Source organism: Oceanipulchritudo coccoides, assembly GCF_010500615.1.
Classification (GTDB): Bacteria; Verrucomicrobiota; Verrucomicrobiia; order Opitutales; family Oceanipulchritudinaceae; genus Oceanipulchritudo; species Oceanipulchritudo coccoides.
This window is the reverse complement of sequence record NZ_JAAGNX010000001.1, coordinates 308,941-329,122: the sequence shown is the minus strand read 5'-3', so window position 1 is coordinate 329,122 and position 20,182 is coordinate 308,941. Positions and strand designations below refer to the sequence as shown.

Here is a 20,182-nt window from a genome sequence, read left to right as displayed (position 1 = left end):
TCCCTGAAGATTTGCACTCTAAAAAACCCGCCCCGAAACCGAAGGTTCTCCCAGCAGGCTTGTTTACTCAAGTTAAGTAGCCTTCGATGTCGATGGATTCCCCATCTCGCCAAAGCCCTTCAAGATTAAAAAATTCACGCGTCTCGCCGGTGAAGATATGGACCATGAAGTCAAAGGCATCTATGACAACCCATCCAGACTGGTCTCCGGACCCCGTGACCTGAGCCTCCTGGCCCAATTTATCCAGCTCCTCCTCAACCACTTTTCCGAGAGCCTTCAGGTGCGGATTACTGGTGCCCGTCGCAATCAAAAGATAATCGGTGATTGAAGAGACCTCCCCCACGTCGATCAATCGAAGCGATTCGGCTTTTTTCTGGTCCAGCGCGATCAGGCAGCGCTGCAAGGTTTGCGGAAGGGTCGAGGTGTCTTTCGTTGCGGTTACTGGCATAAATGAGGGTTATGAAGCATAGATTACGGACCAAACATATGAAAGGTGGCAGGCCATTGTCAATCGGCGTTGTAGAGCCTGTTCTCGCGGATGTACGAATCCACAGCGGGCGGGACAAGCCCTTCGATGGGAAGGCCCGCGCCTGCGCGGGTACGCACCTCAGTGGCACTGACCGGATTGAGCCTGTTGTTCACGAGGAACAGGCTGAGTCCCGGAATCCCGGGCCAGTCGAGCTGATAGCCCGGTCGCATCACAAGAATGAAGCCAATCTTGTGGACGAGTTTTTCGATTCCGCGCCAGTATTTCAAGCCCGGGAGCTGGTCGGAACCAATGATCCAGAACAGATGGGAATTCGGGTAGACGCGCTCGAGATGTTCAATGGATTGCAAGGTGTAGCTGGGCCCGTCGCGTCCAAGCTCACCCTCCCAGATACTAAAGAGCCGCTCAGTATGGATGGCCGTGCGCAACATTTCCAGACGGTGCGACGGCGTGGCCTGCGGGGCCGCATCCTTGAGCGGGTTTTGCGCGGCAGGAACAAAGTATACCCGGTGCAGTCGCAGTTGCTCAGCGGCAGCCTGTGCCATTTGCAGATGTCCGGAATGCACGGGATCAAAACTTCCCCCGAAAAAGGCAATCCTCCGTTTCTCTCGCAACATGCCTGATACTGTGGGAGAATCCGGCCCGCTGGCAATGTCAGGATTGAAAATGTTGCAAGAGCGGAAGGGGCCCGCCAACTTGCCTCCAGATGGAACACAGGAAATTATCGGATGAGCTGGGTGCGCTTCTCCAAACTGATGGCGATGCCCTGACAGTCGAACAACTTGTCGATCGTGTTGGTGATCGAGGCTTCGGATTGCTTCTGCTGGTTCTGTCCCTTCCCAGTGCACTTCCCGTCCCGGCCGCCGGTTATAGTATTCCCTTCGGACTGCTCTTGCTGGTCCTTTCCGTGCAGATGCTCATCGGGAAAAGCCATCCGGTCTTCCCCGCGCGCCTGAAGAGAGTCCGTATCAGCAGCGGCTTTGCGGAGAAACTCATCAAGGGGGCGGCCTGGATCTTCAAGCGGCTGGAGTGGGTCATCCGCCCGCGCATGCGCTGGGTGGGTCTTCGTGGCGGGCGTATGCTCATGGGCTTCCTTGTTCTTGCCATGGCCATCCTGATGATGATCCCAATCCCGATGACCAACACCTTTCCCGCCTTCGTCATATTCCTGATCGGCATCGGATTGACAGAGGATGACGGGCTTTTCGCAATCGGGGCATGCGTGGTCGGGATACTGGCAGTCCTCCTGTATGCCGCCCTGATTTGGGCCATCATCGTGCATGGACCGGAGGTCGCGACCACCATCAAGGACTCAATCAAATCAATGCTGCCCTGAGCGACGGGTTATAGTCGTTCTATAAACAGGCCGCAGGACAATGGCGGGATGACAATCCTCTCCCCAGCCCTTTCAAAGTGAGGGCCGGCCAGCATTGGATCACCCCAGCGTTCCGAGTCAGCCAGTTGCTCAAAGCGATCAAGATCCTGCTCAGGAAATCTCAATTCCTCGAATTCGTATCCGGGATTGACGACATAGAGCAGCCGTTCTCGACCGTGTGTGCGCAGGGCATTGTAGATCATCCCAAAGAGATGCTCATGCTGGCTTGTCATGAAATAGTCACTACCCGGGAATTCGTCCAGCCGGAGATAGCGTCCGAGCGGACCCATCCTGAAAGCAATCCACTTGCGGAAATAATCAACTGTTCCGGAATACTCAGTCATGCGGGTATATGGAATGGCATTCAAGTCGCCCCGGAGGTAGGTGTTATTGGTTCCTCCCTTGGATTTGAGCATATCCATTCCGCTGGACAACATTGGAATACCAAGCGACATCATCTGCATCCCGATCATCAGGTGGGTGCGGCGGCGGTCATTGGCTGTCGGACGATGGCCGTCGTGGCCGCCGTTTTCCGTGATTTTGTCAATCCAGCAGCGATCGTCGTGTGACTCGACATAATTGACAGTCTGTGCCGGGAAGCGGCTCCAGTCGGGAGAGGATCCCTGCATGAAATACCCCAGGCGATCGGCATTGGCATGAAGGGTAAGGTACTCGCGCATGTATTCCCTGTATCCATCATTCCACGACGCAAATCCTGTCTCCCGCAATTCCCCCGCGATATGCCCACGGAAGCTCCAGGGTTCCGCAATGAGGATTACCTCCGGCTTGACTGCTTTGAGCTCAGTTTCGAGCCAGGCAAGGGTTTCCTTCCCAAGCAGTTCCCCGAGATCAAAGCGAAATCCGTCGACCCCAAATGCTTCCATCCAGTGAATCAGGCTGTCGCGCATCAGGCGGCGCACCATCGGCGTGTTGGCGTCAAGCGTGTTGCCGCAACCGCTGTAGTTTTCATAATGGCCATCCTCCGTCAGCAGAAAGTAGTATTCGCGGTCCAGATACTGGAGGAAATTAGGCTCGCCAAAGTGATTGTAGACGACGTCAAGAATGACCGCCATCCCCTTCCCGTGGAAGCTCTTCACAAGCTCGCGAAACTCACCGATCTGGTCGAGACTGGAAGCGTCCTTACAATACTGGCTGGCGGGCGCGAAATAATTCACGGGCATGTAGCCCCATGCGTATTGTTCCTTATCCAAGGTGTCGAATTCGTGCACGGGCTGCAACTCAACGGCATTCACGCCGAGCTCGCTGAGGTAAAAGCTCTTGTCATCAATCCATTTTTTCAGGCCGCGGAAACCAAGTCGTTCCTCATCGGACATCTCAACCGGGGCAGTGGCCGTGAGGTCACGTACATGGGCTTCCGCAATGACAAGATCATGCCAGTGCGCTGCCTTGAATCCATCGTCTTCACGCTCAAAGAATGAATCATCCACAACAATCCCCGGGCCCATTGGGCCGCAGACCGCCTTGGCATACGGATCCGGAATACGAAATTCAGGGTCGAAGAATCCGACTTCATCCGTCTCCTTGGCTTCTACAGTGTAATGATAAAACCATCCATGCAGGTTGCCTTCAACATGCGCTTCCCAGACGAGGTCATCGGTCAACTTGAGCGGAATGGGATCGCCTTCGGGCCCGTCGAGGTCCTGAAAGAGAAAGAGGTTCACCTTGATTGCGCGGGGAGCAAATATCCGGAAGCTCGTTGTGTTGTCGTTGACAATCGCGCCCAGCGGGCCTTTCGCCTCAAGGCTTTTGAGAAAGACGCCCGGACTGAGGCGGATCGAATCCACCACGCCGTCCACCTTGAAATAAAGCAGGCGGCCCTCACTCTGGTTGAGCGGAAGAGGCGTTTCAAAACGAAAGAGGTGCCGGCCACTGCGATGTGAGGAAAAGAGGTAATTCTTGATTCCAAACCCGTCGACGTGCGCATTCGCGGTGTCCTCGGGCACCTCAAGCCAGTGCTTTTTGCCGGTTACGAACTTGAAGGTCGCCGCCTCTTCCTGGTCCAGGCTGGCCTGCGGGACCGACAGGACGTGGCAAGGCTTTCCCCTTACCGTTCCATTGGACATCTTCCAATTGGAATCGCCAATGGCTTCCTCCCATCCGTTGAAACTTCCGGCAACAAACAAACCGCCCTTGATGTCCAATTCCTTGGTCAATTCGCGTGGGAGAACAAAATGAATCTTGCCCCCCTTTCCATAATACCCGCCGTGAATCCCGAAATGTTCCGGATCAAGCCGCTTGAGGCCCTCGAGTTTCAACTGGTCCTCCCCAAACCACAATTGCGGGAGTTTCCGGCTTGTCCAATCCCGTGTGAAGCTGACCACAGCCGTGTCCATGGAGGTCCACGCTGCCCAGTTCAGGTGTACTAACTCTTTCAAATCCAAATCCATTCACCCGACAGTTTGAGTCCATCCCGATGCTTAGCAACATTTCATTGCCATTCGGCGGGGCCCTTGACTTCACCCATTTCCCCGACTCACTTATTTCAGCATGTCGAACCCATCCAGTAAACCGCGTCTGCTAGTTGCCCTCTCCGGTGGAGTGGACAGTGCGGTCGCGGCGTGGAAAGCAATTGAAGATGGCTATGAGGTCGAGGCGGCCTACATGAAGAACTGGATCAACGAGGAGGAGGTCTTCGGCAACTGTCCCTGGATGCAGGACATTGAAGATGGACGCGCCGTGGCCGATCATCTGGGGATCCCCTTTCGCGTGCTCAATTTCATGGAGGCGTACCGCGAACGGATCGTCGCCTATCTGGTTGATGGCTATGCCAAGGGCCTCACGCCGAATCCCGATGTCATGTGCAACCGCGAGATGAAATTCGGGGTACTTCTCGACTGGGCCCTGGACAATGGATTCGATGCTGTAGCGACGGGTCACTACTGCCGCAGGAAAATGGGTCCCGACGGACCACAGCTGCACGAGGGCGTCGATGAGAACAAGGACCAGAGCTACTTCCTCTGCATGATCCGGCCGGATCAGCTTGAGCAAGCACGCTTTCCCGTTGGTGAATTTAAAAAACCGGAGCTGCGCGAGCTGGCGAAGAAGATCGGCCTGCCCAATGCCGAGAAAAAAGACAGCCAGGGAATTTGTTTCATCGGCGAAGTGAAGATCAATGACTTCCTGGAAAAGTTCATTCCGGAAAAGCCGGGAGCGATCGTGAACCTCGAGGGCAAGGTCCTTGGTGAACACAAGGGCCTGCATCGCTACACGATTGGTCAGCGCCGGGGAATTGGCATTCCCTCGAATACCGACAACGAGTTTTTTGTCGTGGCATCCAAAAATACCAAGACCAACGAACTTGTTGTCGCTTTTGAAAGTGAACGCCCCGACGCGATGTGGCATGCCTCGGTCACGCTACACCAGATTTCTTGGCTGACACCCCAACCGCTAACGGAGAAGTGTCGCATTGAGGCAAAAGTCCGGTATCGCGATCCGCGTGTTCATGCCACTTTTGAGCCGAATGGAACGGGCGGAGGCATCGTCACTTTCGACGAGCCCCAACGCGCTCTCGCGGCCGGGCAAGTCTGCGCACTCTATGACGGCGAGCGTGTCCTCGGCGGCGGGGTCTATCTTTAATCCTCCCAGACCCGGCCCTGCGGGGTTTCCGAATCGACAATCACATCCTCAACGGGGACCCGGATCTCCATCTGGCGCCCGAGGAAGTCCAACAAAAGGCCTATCCTCTGTTGTCCATCGAGCTCTCCGGTGACAATGGCGTTCCATTCCTTGAAGGGGCCTTCCAGAATCGTGACCTCGTGCCCTTTCTTTACCACCGGATCGGGAATGGCCTTGAGGTTTTCCGAATCAAGTCGTGAGCGTAATTCCTCGATAAAGGCATCCGGAATTTGCGGGCAACGCCCACCAAAGGCGACCACATCGCGAATTCCCTGGGTTGACCGGATGCGCCGGTAGGATTCTGTCAGGTCCGCCCGGATGAAGACGTAGCCCGGAAAAAGGCATTCCACAAAACGGACCTTTCCGCGCTTGGTCTTTTTCTGGTAAGCAATCCGTGGGCACAGGGTCTCAAGCTCAGCCTCCCGCCTCAGGAGCTCCGAGGCGATGTGTTCCTTCTTCGGCAAGGCCTTGAAGCAATACCATCCGGGAGGTGATTTACTGAAATCCGGCATGTCTGAATCCGTTGGGCTAGTTCTTGCGCAGGCGCAGAACGGCTGTTTCGTTCGACCGCTCGACAAGCAGCACGACCTCCTCAAGCGAGTCGTCATCCAGATTGGCCTGAAGCTGGGCAACTGCTTCCTCAAAGGTCTCAACCGGCACCCCGCCGATTTCCTGCACCCAGTCGCCCGGGGAAAGGTTGCCCGCCGCGGCAGGACTGTTGGGGCGAATAAAATTCACAATGGCCCCCTTTTTATCCCGGTGGTCCTCGCGGCGCTGGAGCGCATCAAGGGTGATGAACTCTCTCAGTGTCACCCCAAGTGTCTCAAAGTACTCGCGCTTGGCCTCCTTCATGACGGTTGGCGAAAGGCGCGGAAGGACCTCCAAGTCCAGTTTCTCATCGCCCCTCAGCACCGTCAGGGTCAAGGGTTCCCCGATTTCCGAAAGAAGGATCTCCCGCTCGAAATAAGCCTGTAAGACAGAATCCGGCTTGAGGCGGGGAATCACTTTCCCGTTGATCGCAAGGATCAAGTCCCGGTCCTTGAGACCGGCCAGATCTGCGGGGGTCTCCGGAAGGACTTCGCTTACAATGACCACGCCCTGGTCTGTCAGGCCCATGAAACGGGCCGTCTCCTTGTCCAGGGGTTGGGTCCCGGAAATCCCGATCCAGGGACGCTTGTGTTCCAATGGATTCCCTGGAATCCGGGCTCCCAGTTCATTCAGGAAAAAGTCCGCGAGCACATACATATGGCTCTCGTCGGGATTACGGATATTGGCCCGGAAGAATTCGCTCCCGATCCACATGTCCCGCTCCATCGGAAGGGCACGCCCGGCCCAGCCGGTAAAACGCCCGTCCTCCAGAAAGACCGGCCCCCCGGGAACGGCCACCTCATCAGTGACAAAGGCCGTATCCATCGGCAGTGGCTGGACCGTGGACAGCTTTCCTTCCCGATAATAGGTGATGTAATCAAGGTCCCCCGGAGTCATGCAAATCCCCCACACAGGCTCCCCGATTGAGGCGGTTCCCACCTCATAATCGGTAATCGGTTTCAAGTAATCACCAGCGAGGGCCATGTCGTCGATTTTCAGATAGTGCCATCCGTTGACCCAGTCCTGTCCGAGATAGGTGACTTCAAAGCCCTCCCCGAGCGGGTTTTCGGCCGGATAGGCCTTGATATCCCGATACTTCTCCGGTGGGACCCAGTCAGGGAAAACGTTGGGCAGGCAGATCAGGAGCCCGTCGGCGGAGGCCACAAGGGCCACACCATCGCTGTTCTGACGGTCCACCTCCCTCTGGATGTAATATTCCACGAAAACAACGCTCTTGGAGCGCTCAAGGAAGAGTTCCTCCCGGGTGACCGCATCCGCTGGAGACAGGGCCAAACAGGCAAGAAACAGGAATAGAAAGCTTCTTATAGGCATGGTCCGGATTTACACCTTCTTTTTGTTCCAAGGCAATACTTGACCCAGTCAATTGAGCCAACTAACCAAGAGGTAATGCCGGAATCAGTCCTGACCGTTTTTCTATATGCCTCCATAACCGCCATTGCGACGGGCTTTGGTGCCCTGCCCTTCCTGTTCTTCAAGAAAATTTCCCAACGCTGGCTCGGGTACAGCAACGCCGTGGCTGCCGGGCTCATGTTAACCGCCAGCTTTACCCTGATCTTCGAGGGCAACCATTACGGGGTATGGAAAACGGTTATCGGTGTCTTTGTCGGCTTGGTATTCATCCTGCTCACCCACAACTGGCTGGATGGCAGGGAAGACCTCTCCATCTCCCACCTCAGGGGATCGGATGCCCGCAAAGTCATCCTGATTATCGGGGTCATGACCCTCCATTCATTCACGGAGGGCGTTGGGGTCGGGGTCTCTTTTGGCGGAGACGAGGGCCTTGGCATTTTCATCACCGCGGCCATCGCCCTGCACAACATTCCCGAGGGCCTGGCCATCAGTTTGGTCATGATCCCGCGTGGCATGCGAGTCTGGACGACCGCCCTTTATTGTATCTTTACCAGCCTGCCCCAGCCGCTGATGGCGGTCCCATCCTACGTTTTTGTGGAGGCCTTTGAACCATTTCTTCCTTTTGGGCTCGGATTTGCCGGCGGAGCTATGATATGGATGGTCTTTTCCGAAATCATCCCCGAGGCCAATGAAGGAAATTCGTCCAAGCACATCGGTGCTATAATCACGGTTTCCATCATCCTGATGGTCCTCTTCCAAGAATACCTGCGATAACCCCCCAGTTATATGTCAATTGAATCAACCCGCGAACTGATTACTAAATACAACCGGCCCGGTCCCCGGTATACCTCCTATCCGACGGCCCTTCAGTTTGAGCCGCTTGAGGATCCGGTCCCGCACTTCGAGGAAACGAGCCAGTCAACTGCCCCGCTTTCCCTGTATTTTCACCTGCCTTTCTGTGAATCCCTGTGCTGGTTTTGCGCCTGTACCACGGTCATCACCTGTAACCGCGACCATGCGGATCGCTACATTGATGCCCTTGAGAAGGAGATGGACCTCACGCTTCCCTACCTGAATCTCAAGAACCGGGAAGCGATCCAGCTACATTTTGGTGGGGGCTCCCCGAGCTTTCTCACCGAAGAGCAGCTCGATCGCCTTTGCACCTCCATTTACAAGCGCTTTCCCATCGCCAAGGATGCGGAGATCTCGGCTGAGCTTGATCCGCGAACCCTGAGCGAGGGAAAAGTGAAGGTCCTCGCGAAGCATGGATTCAACCGCGCCTCCTTCGGGGTGCAGGATGTGAACCCAGTCGTGCAGAAGGCTGTCCATCGCATCCAGCCGGATGAAATGAACCGCCAGTGTGCCGAGTGGGTCCGCGCCTCGGGATTCAAGGGACTCAACGTCGACTTGATCTACGGCTTGCCTCACCAGACGGTCGAGTCGTTCCGCGAGACGCTCCAGAAAATCCTTGCCTACGATCCGGACCGCCTCGCGGTCTTCAGCTACGCCCACGTGCCATGGGTGGCACCGGCCCAGAAAATCCTCGAGCGGGCTACCCTTCCTGATCCTGAGACTAAATTCTCCATGCTCCTCGAGACGATCGACACGCTGACCAAGAGCGGGTATGTCTACATCGGGATGGATCACTTTGCAAAGGCCGATGATGAGCTTTCAATCGCCTTGGCCAATGGTGGGCTGCATCGCAATTTTCAAGGCTACACGACCAAGGCCGGCTCGGAGCTGTGCGGTTTTGGCATGTCCTCCATATCGATGAGCGACATCGCCTACCGGCAAAACTTGAAGGACCTTGAGGAATGGCACGCTGCCATCGCGGACAACCGCCTCCCGGCGACCAAGGGTTACCGCATGACCCAGGAGGACAGGCTGCGGCGCGACCTCATCATGAACATCATGTGTTCCGGCGAAATTGTGTATCAGGAATACAATGACAGTTTCGGCATAAATTTCAGCGAGCACTTCAGCGATGCCATTGCCGCCCTTGAGGAACCCGCCAAGGACGGGCTGGTCGAGTTCAATGAAAAGGGATTTCTTGTCACATCAAAAGGCCGGTTGCTTCTGCGGAACATTGCCATGCCATTTGACGACTACCTGCAAGCCGGTCCCAAAAGGCACGCCAAGACCATTTAAAAACCATGGAACCAGAAGCCACACATCCCCAACCTGCCGAAAGTTTTGACACAATCATCATCGGTGGTGGCATCACCGGCCTCGCAACGGCAAACGCCCTCGCCAAAAAAGGCAAGCGAGTCCATGTCATCGAGAAGTCATCCCGTCTGGGTGGGGCTGTCCAGACAACCAACATGGAGGGCTTCCTTGTTGAGGCGGGACCCAACTCGATGCTGGTGAAGTCCGAGGCCGTATGGAATTTCATCCATGAGCTCGGACTCGACGATGAACGGGTGGATGCAAACGAGATTTCCAACAAGCGCTACCTGATCAAGAAGGGCGGAATGGTCCCACTGCCCATGTCCCTGGTCGGTGGGGTGACAACGCCACTCTACAACCCGCTCGAGAAAGTGCGCCTCCTGGCCGAGCCCTTTATTGGAAAATCAAAACTGGCCGACGAATCCGTCACCTCATTCGTTTCGCGGCGCATGGGTCCGGCATTTCTTGAATACGGCATTTCCGCGTTGGTCTCGGGTATCTTTGCCGGCGACCCGGACTGCCTTTCAATCCGTCATGCCTTCCCGAAGGTGTGGAACCTTGAACAGGGCTATGGCTCATTGATCGGAGGAGCCTTGAAGCTGAAGAGGGAGCGTAAGCGCACGGGGAAAACCGCCTTCAAGAGCCGCATGATTTCCTTTCGCAAGGGACTGAAGGAATTGGTCGAGGCCTTGTGTCGTGAAGATTGCATGACAACCCGGACCGGTGCCAACATTGAATCTGTGCGCCGATCAGACGACGGCCAATGGACGGTCAATGTATCCGGGGAGGCACTACAGGCCAAGCAATTGATCGTGACAACGCCTCTCCATGCCCACGAGGAGCTTTCGTTTGAGAGACCTGTCGAGGAGCGACTGCTCGACATCCCCCGCATAGACCATCCACCACTTTCCACCCTCGTCCTTGGATTTGACCGTGAGCAGATTGCCCATCCGCTGGACGGCTTTGGCGTGCTTTTTCCCCGCATGGAAAAGCGCTTCACACTCGGATGCATTTTCTCTTCAACTATTTTCCCGGAGCGGGCCCCCGAGGGGAAGGTCGCCCTGATGTGCTTTATCGGCGGTGTCCAGCAACCGGAAAACGGTTGCCTCCCGACAGAGGAATTAATCAAGGAAACGGTCAAGGACCTGGCCCCGCTTCTGGGGATTACCGGGGACCCGTGTTTTCATTCACACAGTTTCTGGCCCTTGGCGATTCCCCAATATAACGTGGGCCACTCTGTCTTCCTGAATGCCCTTGAGGAAATTGAGTTTGATTTTCCCGGACTTCACATCCGAGGAAACTTCCGCGGCGGTCCCGGGCTGAGCGATTGTATCGACAATGCCCTGCAGTTCGCGGAAAAACAGGCCTGACGACCGGACGTAGTTGGTCCTGCCGACACATCCATCCCTATCGGATGGAACTATTCCAGCTCGAGGATTTCCTGTGCAATCCGGTCCGCAAGCAGCCTGCCCTTTTCAGTGAGGAGCAGGACAGATTCCTTCCGGCATGCCAGATTCTCCTCAATGAGTGAATGGCAAAAGTCCGGCCACTCCTCCGGCAAGGCTTCTGGAAAGCGTTTTTCCAGACCCTCAAGATCGACTCCTTCGTTCATGCGAAGTCCGAAAATCAAGAGGTCCTGCGCAAGGATCTCCGCATTCAGGGTTGTCTCATCGGCATATCGCGGCTTCCCGGACTTCAACCCATCCAGCCACTCTTCGAGGGAATGCGGTTCAGTCCAGCGGCGCCCGTCCATCTGGCTTGAGGCGGAAGGGCCGATCCCCAGCCATTCCTGCATGCGCCAGGTATTCAGGTTGTGCATGCAGGCCTGTCCCTGGCGGGCAAAGTTGGAGACCTCGTATTGGGCGTACCCGCCTTTTGCCAGCTTCTCCCAAGCCAGTTCAAAATAAGCCGCTTCCTCGTCATCACTCGTCTTCCTGACCTGCCCACGCTGGAGTCTTAACCAAAGAGCCGTGTCTTCCTCGAATGTCAGGCAATAGGTGGAAATATGAGCCGGGTCAGCGGCAATCGCCTGCTCCAAGTCTGCTTCCCACATTTGGAGACTTTGCCCGGGAATGGCGAAAATCAGGTCCAGGTTGAAATTTTTCATACCCGAGCCGTGAAGAAGGTCCACCGCGCGCTTAACCTGTTCCAGCGAATGAATCCGCCCGAGGGCCTCGAGGAGCGGGCCCTGAAAACTCTGTACGCCCACCGAGACACGGGAAACCCCGAGATCCTTGAAAACCTTGAGTTTGTCGGCCTTCACCGTTGCCGGGGCCATTTCGACACTCCATTCGGCCGGGACAAGGCCCCCATTTGCTTTCAAGACCGCCTTTCCGAGGCGCTCCAGGTCAACAGCCGCGAGCAATCCCGGCGTTCCCCCGCCCCAGAAGACCGTATCGAGCGGCCTCGGGAGCTCGGTACGCTCAAGCGCCAGCTCCATTCCTTCAAGATATGCCTCAAGGTCAGCACGCTTGGGCGGTTCCTGGTAAAAGTGGCAAAAATCGCATGAGCGGGCACAGAAGGGCACGTGAACATAGAGCCCCAACTTGAGTGAATCGGCTTTTTCTTGCAGTTTTTCCAATTGCCCGGCTAATTTAACCCTTTTCCTATCATGAAGATCAAAGCGATACGCAATTCCCTTTTACTCCTCGGCACGCTTGTAGCTTTTGCTGGCTGCAACACCACCTTCCAGGATTACACGCCGGACAGGATTCCACAGAACCCGTCGGGCATCTATACCTTCAGCTTTACGGCTGACCTCCCGGTCAGCAATCGCGTCGAGGGATCTGAACGGGCGCAGATTGTCATCAACAACGAGACATTCGATATGGTCCCTACCGGGAGCGACGATATGAGCTTCTCTTTCGACTACAAGATGCCACCAGGGGTCACGGAAGCACGTTACTATTACATTGTTTCATGGGAATACCGTAGCGCTGGAGGAAAAATCAAGACAGCCAGCCGTTACAGCACGATTGAGCACGAAAAAGTGTATCAAGCACGCTTGATCAACCGTTACCCGATCCAGCTGGTCAATGACCGTGGTCCTTCCGGGGCCAGTATTCCGATTGTCGGGAACGGCTTCACTTCCCAGGATGTTGTCGTTGTTGGCGGTGCAGAAGCCCTCACCACCGTGCATTCTGCGAATTCGCTGGAATTCATTGTCCCTGCCCTCCCGGCCGGCAAGACCTACAGCGTCTCCCTGCGTACCGGACGCGGCGACCTTTCCGCCGGCCATTTCAAGATTGATGAAGCAAACCTTCGCATCCAGCCAACCTCAATCTACCTGAACAGCGGCGATACGGATTTCCTGATTATCGAAACCGAAAATATCGCACCGTTGGGAGGCCTCTATGTCGATGCCCAGACGGACATCCCGCAGTCCATCGTCATGCCGGAAATCATCATTCCGGAAGGGGCCCGCTCGGTGAATGTGAATGTCACCGGTGGCGCGCCGGGATCAGGCGTCCTTGTCCTGACAGTTCCCGGTTACGGACCCATTGAGGTCCCAGTGACGGTCAACTGATTGTTACCGCCCCCTGGCTCAGTCCAATAACATTTTGAAGCGGTAGAAGACCGGATACTCGGCTGGCTTGGCGATAGTGAGTTGGAAGGTGCCCCCGCCCAGATGCGGAGCGTCAAAACCCGTATCGGTAGACATTGTATTCAGGTCCGGCCCGGAAAAGAGACGGAAGGCAAAGTTGTCCGCGTAAATGCCGGGAAATTCAAAGCTGAAGGTAAACTGTGTCGGACTACTTTCGTTAATGGCAATCACCGGGGGACTCAAATCCGCCGGAGAGCCCCCGGGAAACGAATTGATGTCAAAGGGGTTGGTTCCCTCAACAGATTCCTGTAAATCTGAAAAGCCATCGTTGTCAGAATCAGCAAATGGATTCATGACCCCGGCATACAAGTCCTCCAGATCGTCGGGGATCAGGTTGTCGTTTGCATCTACTGTCCCGGCAACGGGCAAGGAGACCAGCTGGATGGGCGGGATTACTTCAAGCGTCACATCCGCCAGACAATCCGAGGTCACATCTGCATAGCCCTCAACGATAATGACAGTGTCTTCAGGAAGCTCGAAGGCATCCGGGAAGGGAAACGAATTCCCCTGAAAATCAATCAGGCTGACGGACTCGAGGGAGGCAGTATCCTCAAGGATGATGCATTCGGCACCTCCGGATCCCTGAATGCCTCCGGCGGCAATCCGCAACTGACGGAATTCCACGGGACGGCTCGCGTCCTTGCCAAGAACATAGGCAACACCCGCTGAGGCTGAGGCCAGCGTTGCGGAATCCAACGGCGCTAACTCGGGATCATCAAGATAACCTGTATTGAGGAGCGAACCAGTCCGGATGAATTGTCTCAAGGCATCCAGCGGGGCAACAAGGGAGCCCGGAGTATTGTTGGCCGTGGCTGCGCTGATGCGGTAAATCTCCTCGGCAACCTCCCTTAAGGCAAGGACGCCGGCATCCGTATCGCTCTCAACACACGCCTCAATCACTTCGCAAATGGTGTCCAGCCGATATCCAGTGTCGATCCCCGGCGCCTTGTTGCGCAGGGCTGATAAACCGGATGCGGGGACCGTCACCGGGCGTGAGCCATCACCCGGGGATGCTGCAAGCTCCACGGCCGCCTCATTGCTCCGGAAGCCAGTGAGGGTGAAAGGATCCGCGCCGATGATGCTTCGATCGCGGAGAACCGTTTCGATTTTTAATTCCGCAAGAAGCAGGGCAAGCGTATCGAAAAGGTCGAGTTCCTTTATCACCAATTCCCGATTGATACTCAGGACATGACTTTGTGCTGCACTGACCCATGCTGCCGCTTCCAGGGCAAGGACTTCTCCGGCCCCGCCATAGCTGTAGGGAACCGGTGGAAAGGCACTCGCCGGCTTCTTTATAAGGCCGGCAATCTGTCTTCCGATGAGCTGGTCAGGCGCAGCTGTATCCACGTTGAAGTTTCGCTCCGTCGCGGCAACGTAAAGCAACTCAGACGAGCCAAGCACAACTTCAGGAATATAGGCTGCAGGATCTGCCACCCCGCCCAATCCCTGCAATGCCGTACGGTCAAACCCCAGAAGAGAAGAATCTGCGTTGTAGAGCCGGACAGTTGTTGCAAGCGGATCTCCGCCGGGGACCTCAAGGGATTCATCAAGGGAAGGAACAAAGGGATCCGGTGCGCCGGATCCGTTGTGGGACGAGGGGACCACAAGGAGGTCGAACACGTTCAGGAAATTCAAGACACCAGGGTTGGTTGGAAAACTGGCAGGTAAATTTGGATCTGTACCGGCGACCGCCTCCTCAAGGTCAGAAAAACCATCCCCGTCTGTGTCGATCTCACGCGATGGTGGAAGGGAAGAGGCATCGCCAGGATCACTCCCTGCCAGCAGCTCAACCAAATCGGAATACCCATCTCCGTCAGCATCATCCCCGGAATTCACAGGATCAATTCCTGCAGCTATCTCAACGTAATCAGGGACTCCGTCATCATCTGAATCCAGCTCAGATGGGGGAATGGAAATGGTGTAGACCGCCGTACGAATAGGCGTACGGGTACCGTCACCAGCAAGGCCGTAGTACTGCAACGAAACAGATTCAAAGAACGGACCTGCGGGGCCCGTACTGTTGATCCATGATCCATCAGGAAGTACCCGGTAGAAGACATCCAATGCAGGATCAGAGGGGACAAAATCAATGGTGACAGATTCCGCATAAGTTCCGGGATCCGGAACCGGCAAGACCGTGCCGGGGACAAGCCCAATGGCTGGATTGGGGTTGTTGAGCGAAATGTCAGAATCAATTGTATTGACCAAGGCATCGACGGTGCCAGCGGGCGTTGAACCAAGATTGATTACTTCGGGATTCCCCAAACCGTCCAGTGATCCCTGAAAACTTTCTGCATCCACGACCACATCCGTTCCCACAGAGACAGCCGATGTCCACACACCCGCCCCAAGCTGGCCCGTGAGAGATGCATTTTCATTGATGAAGGGAGTCTCAGAAAACAAAAGGACATTGCTACCGCCTAAGGAAGGGTTGCTGGCCGGGAGTCCGGTGTCGCCGAGGGAGAGAAAGGTCGAACCACTTAAGCCAAAAAGTTCGGCAAGCGCGTTTGGATTGGATCCGGGTGTGCCGGAGAAAAGAAGCATATTCCCATCGGGCAGGGTCATCGCAGCATTGACTTCCAATCCGGAGGCTGGACTGAAGGTCTGCTCCTCGACGGGCGAACTGAGCCCGTCAAACGCGTAGTAGGTCAGGCTGAGTCCGTCCATGGATCGGGCCAGCAAACCGCCTGCACCGTTGTCCGAAAAGGGAAAGATCTGGCTCGCGGGACTGTTGAGGGCAAATGTGCCGACAAGATCAAACTCGGATCCTGTCCAGGCATGACACAGGATGTTCGCGTCTCCCGCGACGTGGAAAACAAACTGGAACCCACCCGAACCGTCAAAGGAGGCATGGATCACCCGCGCGCCACTGGGTACGGGAAGTTGATCAATGATGTCAAAGCTCCCATCGAGGAGGAAAGCCAGCGTGAAGGCGTCCACGCCCGGATCCGCCTCGTTCATGAAGAAGCCCATTACAGGCAATCCTTCCTCCAGAAGAAAATGATTGTAGTCGCGCTCCAAAAGCGTCGGTTGGTCAAAGGGAGTTCCATAGGAGATGAGTTCAGTCCCATCAAGAGTGATGTAATCGCGGATTCCTGGACCGGACGGATCGAAGAGACTGGAATACCCGACCAGCTCAAGCGTAGCCGGATTCCCGCTACTGGCTTCCTCCATTGCCACCAGCTCAGAAAGAGCGAAAACATCATTGAAGACCGGTCTTGGAGCAAGATTGAGGGTATCACCCGTGTAGGAAAAAACATTGATCCGGTTTGCCGGTCCTGAAACAAGCGCAATAGAGTCGGGATTAACGGCCTCGAAATTTCCTGCGGCCAAAGCGGAGACATTCTCAATCCCTCCACCGACTGGCTTTAGCCAGTTGACGGACCCGTCAAAAAGCGCGGGTTTGATCAATCCCGTCTTGCGGTCGACAACAACGATATCCGGCGTACCATCGCCATCCAGGTCAGGCTGTGCGACAAGGGTCTCCGGGGTCTTGATGACAAAATCCTCGTTGATGAATTGCCCCGGTAACTCAAGAACCGGAACGACAAGCCCCAGGCAGGCCAACAAGCTGGTACTTTGTAGTGAAACTTTCATGATTGAATGGGTCCTTTAAGGGAAAACTGAATTCACGGAATGGTTACGGTATTGGTCGGAATAACCTCGACAATCTCCTTGCTCACCGGATCAAAACGGACAATCAGGTAGCGATAGGAGGCTCCGGAAATGACAGGCTGCGTATCCTTCATGAGGAGATCGTAAATGAAGCTGGAAGCGCCCGGAATATCCTCGTTTTGCGCAACAAAGATAAATGGGTCATAATTCCTGTGGGTGGACGCGCCAAATGATGGGTTCACTTCAATTACAGTCGGGATCGATTCCATCATGGGAGAGACCTGGTACACGTCACCGGATACAACAGGATACTCGCTGTTTTCGACTTGGAACCGGTAAAGGACAAATGGAAAGAGGGCCTCCCCTTTGTCGTTCTTGTAAAATGCGCTTAGTGGATCCAATACGTTTGGCGGGAAGAAGAAATCCGATGGATTTTCACCATTCGGAGAAAAATCAAATCCAGCATAGTTCAATAAGCCCACACGGACCGCCCCTCCATCAAAGAGCCACTCGGGAACGGTCCTTGCGAGGATACCATCATTGAAATTGTTCTGGATAAAGGGCAGGCCCAAGGCCGGCCATGGAACGTCAGGTCCCGAAACCACCGATGAGGAATCCGGATTCCATGTGAATTCTTCCACATTGCTGAAAGGACCGGTACTGCCGCTGGGTCCGATTGCCCGGACCTTGAAGGTGTAGGTCTCACCAAGGACAATCCCGTTGATCTGGGTTCCAAATTCAGGACTGTTTCCAGTGAAGGTGGCTGGGACACGTTTGGTCAGGAATGGACGCCAGGTCCGGTCTGCCTCGACCACATCCGTCCCGGCCGACTGGAAATCGTCACCCATTGCGGTGGGAAGATCGCCTTCCTCGACGGAAACATAGAGTTCGAAGAATTCAATTCCGTATGGCGGGCAGAACCATCCCAGGACTGCTTCCGGCGCTGATTCGTCACCAACGGAAAATGGTGGTGCCAACATGGGTGCAGGCAAGGGCTCCTTGCCCTGCACATCAATACAGGCAATGCGGACAATCGGACTGGGATTGCCGTGCTGGTCGAACAATTGGACAAAGTAACAGACACGGGCGTCCTTGGCCGGCATGTTCAAGTCCTCGACAATGGCCGTCAGGGAATCCAGCGCTGAATCAAGTCCCTGCTGGATCAGGGTGAGCTTACCGTCATCAATCCTTCGATACACTTTCCACTCTTCGGTCGACGGAGTCAGGTCGAATTCAAGGGTAATCCCGTTCAGCGTCTGCCCGGGCCCGAAGGGGACGTGGACATCACAGACCTGATTGGGAATGCCGATATTTTCAATACTTTCCCCTTCCCAATCAATGCGGTATGCGGAAAATTCATTGGGAACAATCGGCACTTCAAGACTGTTCCATGCAGAGACCTTGCCAAACTGATTGCCCATTCGGCAGGCGATATACAATGGGTCATTGTCTGTCGGTTGAGGCAATTTCAATTGGATGGTGTACACGTTTTCACTCGCCGAATATATGTGGCGTGTTTCCAGAAGTGTATACGTGCCTGCCTGTGGCTCATAAATGGAGAACTCAACCCACTTGATGTAATTGTCGAGGCGTGTCCCCTGGAGCGTGAGGTAGACAATGCCGAGTTCGGGCTCCGGTTCGAAAGGTGAATCAACCACCACCTCGCGTGGTGCAATCACTCGGATATCATAGCAGGTCAGCTCGACAAACCCCGTTGGCTTTGGCGGGCCTATACGGTCGCGCAAAACTCCAAATACCGGAGTACTGTTACCGGAGAGGTTTCCACCACAGGCACTGCTGTCCATGGCCCGTACGGTGTACCAGAAGGTCTTGTTTGCGTAGCCTTGATCGACGTTTGTCGTTCCGTCAGGAAGACGTTCAACAGCTAGGAACGGCGCATTCACACCATCATCCACAAACACGGTCTGGGAGGCAGGCAGGGTGGCGACAAGTCCGCCCTCAGTGGCCGTGGCTGAATCAAAAGGAAAACTTGCATTCTGCTGCATCTCCTCGATCGACCACCACCGGTACACTTGATACCCCGAAATAGTTTCTGGGGTTTCCGTATTGGAGGTATCCGGGGCCGACCATTCAACTTTGAAATGCTGCGTATTCCTGCTTGTCCCGGCATCGAAGGAATAATGATTTGTTACCTTGAGATTGCGCGGTTGTGGAGGCGGCTGGAAATCGCAGATCTGGACAGGTGTTCCTTCCGAAACCTCCCCGTCGCGACCAAGAATGTCCCGGGCAGTGAGGAAGTAGTAATATTCATCACCGCTCACAAAGGGAACTCCGCCAAGATCGTAGCGGTCATTATCGTCAATGATGAAATAGGTTTCAGGATCCAGGACGACATTAGCTGCTTCAGCTTCACTCAGGAAACTGTCGACAAGAATCGGGACAGAATTAACCCGTGTTGTGGAGTGACCGGAATTACTGGCGAGGTCAAACAACATGGTGGGCGTGGGCGGGACTGAATCAAAGTTTGCGTCAATGGCATCCTGGGCATCCATCCGGTACAGGTTGTACCCAAATTGCAGAAGTGACCGGAGCCTCAAGTCATCCGGAGTTGACCACCTGAGAGGAATATTCAAATGGGCACGAGGGTCGGGGTTTCCACTGTTGTCGACAAAGGGAATGTAGACTGGCCGGCCTGGAGCGGGAAGCGGGATATAGTCCCCCACCCGCAAGGTTATCCGGCCCACCACGGAATCACAGTCGTCATCCACATTGTCATACCCAACCGGACATTCCCGGATTTCCCAGGTCCGGATTTCGCCGTCAGTGTGCTTCACGGCAAATCCTGTTCCAAGGACAAGGCTCAAGGCTGGATGAGTGCGGGAAAGAAAAATCAGGTTTTCAAAAAGTTCAGGATCAAGCAGGCAGCTCTCCACCACCACGGATATCTTCTCCGCAAGCGGAAGTGTGCCATCCGGGACGATCTTTTCAAAAAGTGCGTCAATGTCACTTTCAAGGGAAGCCACCTCGTCCCCAAGCTCAATCCCTCGATTAATCAGGGTCACGATGGCCGCCGGGTCCAGCCGGGTCCGGGCGGTGCCTTCATAGACGTAGGTGTTCAGCGATGAGGGCTCACCCAATTTGGAATAAATGGCAAAGCTCCGATCCTTCAGTGTCTCCAGATCCTCGGATTGCCAGAGCAGATATACCCAGGCCGCACCATCCTCGTCCGTGTCTTCGAGGGTTGTCCCGACTGTAAACAGCGATTCATCCAGTCCCTGCGAATGGGCAAAGGGGGCCAAGACAAGAATGACAAATGTTGATAATGTAGTGAAAATTTGATGACGCATTGTAAAACGTGTTTTAAAATTCGGATTGACCG

14 protein-coding genes are annotated in these 20,182 nt (G+C 55.1%); 6 read left to right on the top strand and 8 right to left on the bottom strand.

The window, feature by feature from the left end; translation table 11 throughout:
• Positions 1 to 67: 67 nt before the first annotated feature.
• Together rsfS and nadD are read right to left on the bottom strand one after the other, a co-directional pair.
• Positions 68 to 448 carry a ribosome silencing factor gene (gene rsfS / locus G0Q06_RS01245; RefSeq protein WP_163961657.1) on the bottom strand — a complete coding sequence of 127 codons (381 nt, stop codon included), beginning with the start codon at positions 446 to 448 and terminating at the stop codon, positions 68 to 70.
• 59 nt (positions 449 to 507) lie between these two features.
• Entirely contained in the window at positions 508 to 1,104 is a 597-nt protein-coding gene (gene nadD / locus G0Q06_RS01240) for a nicotinate (nicotinamide) nucleotide adenylyltransferase (RefSeq protein WP_163961655.1), read from the bottom strand.
• Positions 1,105 to 1,193: 89 nt separating this feature from the next.
• Between nadD and G0Q06_RS01235 the strand changes: the two genes are divergently transcribed.
• Positions 1,194 to 1,823, top strand: coding sequence for an exopolysaccharide biosynthesis protein (locus G0Q06_RS01235; RefSeq protein ID WP_163961653.1), 630 nt, complete (start codon positions 1,194 to 1,196; stop codon positions 1,821 to 1,823).
• 8 nt (positions 1,824 to 1,831) lie between these two features.
• Here the strand turns inward: G0Q06_RS01235 and G0Q06_RS01230 are convergent, their stop codons facing one another.
• The gene (locus G0Q06_RS01230; protein ID WP_163961651.1) at positions 1,832 to 4,258 is read right to left on the bottom strand and encodes an alpha-amylase family glycosyl hydrolase; all 2,427 of its coding nucleotides are present in this window, start codon (positions 4,256 to 4,258) and stop codon (positions 1,832 to 1,834) included.
• Between the two features lie 112 nt (positions 4,259 to 4,370).
• On the opposite strand from G0Q06_RS01230, the gene mnmA reads away from it, so the two are divergent.
• On the top strand, positions 4,371 to 5,459 hold the full coding sequence (mnmA, locus tag G0Q06_RS01225) for a tRNA 2-thiouridine(34) synthase MnmA (protein WP_163961650.1): 1,089 nt from the start codon (positions 4,371 to 4,373) through the stop codon (positions 5,457 to 5,459).
• On the opposite strand, the gene nusG is transcribed toward mnmA, so the two are convergent.
• Positions 5,456 to 6,010 (bottom strand): transcription termination/antitermination protein NusG, encoded by a 555-nt coding sequence (gene nusG, locus G0Q06_RS01220; protein ID WP_163961647.1) that lies wholly within the window; start codon positions 6,008 to 6,010, stop codon positions 5,456 to 5,458. The genes mnmA and nusG overlap by 4 nt on opposite strands.
• 16 nt (positions 6,011 to 6,026) lie before the next feature.
• Positions 6,027 to 7,418, bottom strand: a complete 1,392-nt coding sequence (locus G0Q06_RS01215; RefSeq protein ID WP_163961646.1) for a PDZ domain-containing protein — start codon at positions 7,416 to 7,418, stop codon at positions 6,027 to 6,029.
• A gap of 75 nt (positions 7,419 to 7,493) precedes the next feature.
• On the opposite strand from G0Q06_RS01215, the gene G0Q06_RS01210 reads away from it, so the two are divergent.
• The 3 genes from G0Q06_RS01210 to hemG are packed head-to-tail and all read left to right on the top strand — an operon-like array spanning position 7,494 to position 10,993.
• On the top strand, positions 7,494 to 8,231 hold the full coding sequence (locus G0Q06_RS01210; RefSeq protein ID WP_163961643.1) for a ZIP family metal transporter: 738 nt from the start codon (positions 7,494 to 7,496) through the stop codon (positions 8,229 to 8,231).
• A 12-nt stretch (positions 8,232 to 8,243) separates the two neighbouring features.
• Positions 8,244 to 9,605: an oxygen-independent coproporphyrinogen III oxidase gene (gene hemN, locus G0Q06_RS01205; RefSeq protein ID WP_163961642.1), complete on the top strand. Its 1,362-nt coding sequence runs from the start codon at positions 8,244 to 8,246 to the stop codon at positions 9,603 to 9,605.
• A 5-nt stretch (positions 9,606 to 9,610) separates the two neighbouring features.
• Positions 9,611 to 10,993 (top strand): protoporphyrinogen oxidase, encoded by a 1,383-nt coding sequence (gene hemG, locus G0Q06_RS01200; protein ID WP_163961638.1) that lies wholly within the window; start codon positions 9,611 to 9,613, stop codon positions 10,991 to 10,993.
• A 50-nt stretch (positions 10,994 to 11,043) separates the two neighbouring features.
• Here the strand turns inward: hemG and hemW are convergent, their stop codons facing one another.
• Positions 11,044 to 12,204 (bottom strand): radical SAM family heme chaperone HemW, encoded by a 1,161-nt coding sequence (gene hemW / locus G0Q06_RS01195; RefSeq protein WP_163961635.1) that lies wholly within the window; start codon positions 12,202 to 12,204, stop codon positions 11,044 to 11,046.
• A gap of 30 nt (positions 12,205 to 12,234) precedes the next feature.
• On the opposite strand from hemW, the gene G0Q06_RS01190 reads away from it, so the two are divergent.
• A complete protein-coding gene (locus tag G0Q06_RS01190) occupies positions 12,235 to 13,149 on the top strand; it encodes an IPT/TIG domain-containing protein (protein ID WP_163961633.1) in 915 nt (304 codons plus the stop codon).
• 18 nt (positions 13,150 to 13,167) lie between these two features.
• On the opposite strand, the gene G0Q06_RS01185 is transcribed toward G0Q06_RS01190, so the two are convergent.
• Both G0Q06_RS01185 and G0Q06_RS01180 read right to left on the bottom strand, forming a co-directional pair.
• On the bottom strand, positions 13,168 to 16,824 hold the full coding sequence (locus G0Q06_RS01185) for a thrombospondin type 3 repeat-containing protein (RefSeq protein ID WP_163961632.1): 3,657 nt from the start codon (positions 16,822 to 16,824) through the stop codon (positions 13,168 to 13,170).
• Between the two features lie 32 nt (positions 16,825 to 16,856).
• Complete coding sequence (locus G0Q06_RS01180) at positions 16,857 to 20,150, bottom strand: hypothetical protein (protein ID WP_163961630.1); 3,294 nt, start codon at positions 20,148 to 20,150, stop codon at positions 16,857 to 16,859.
• Between the last annotated feature and the right edge of the window lie 32 nt (positions 20,151 to 20,182).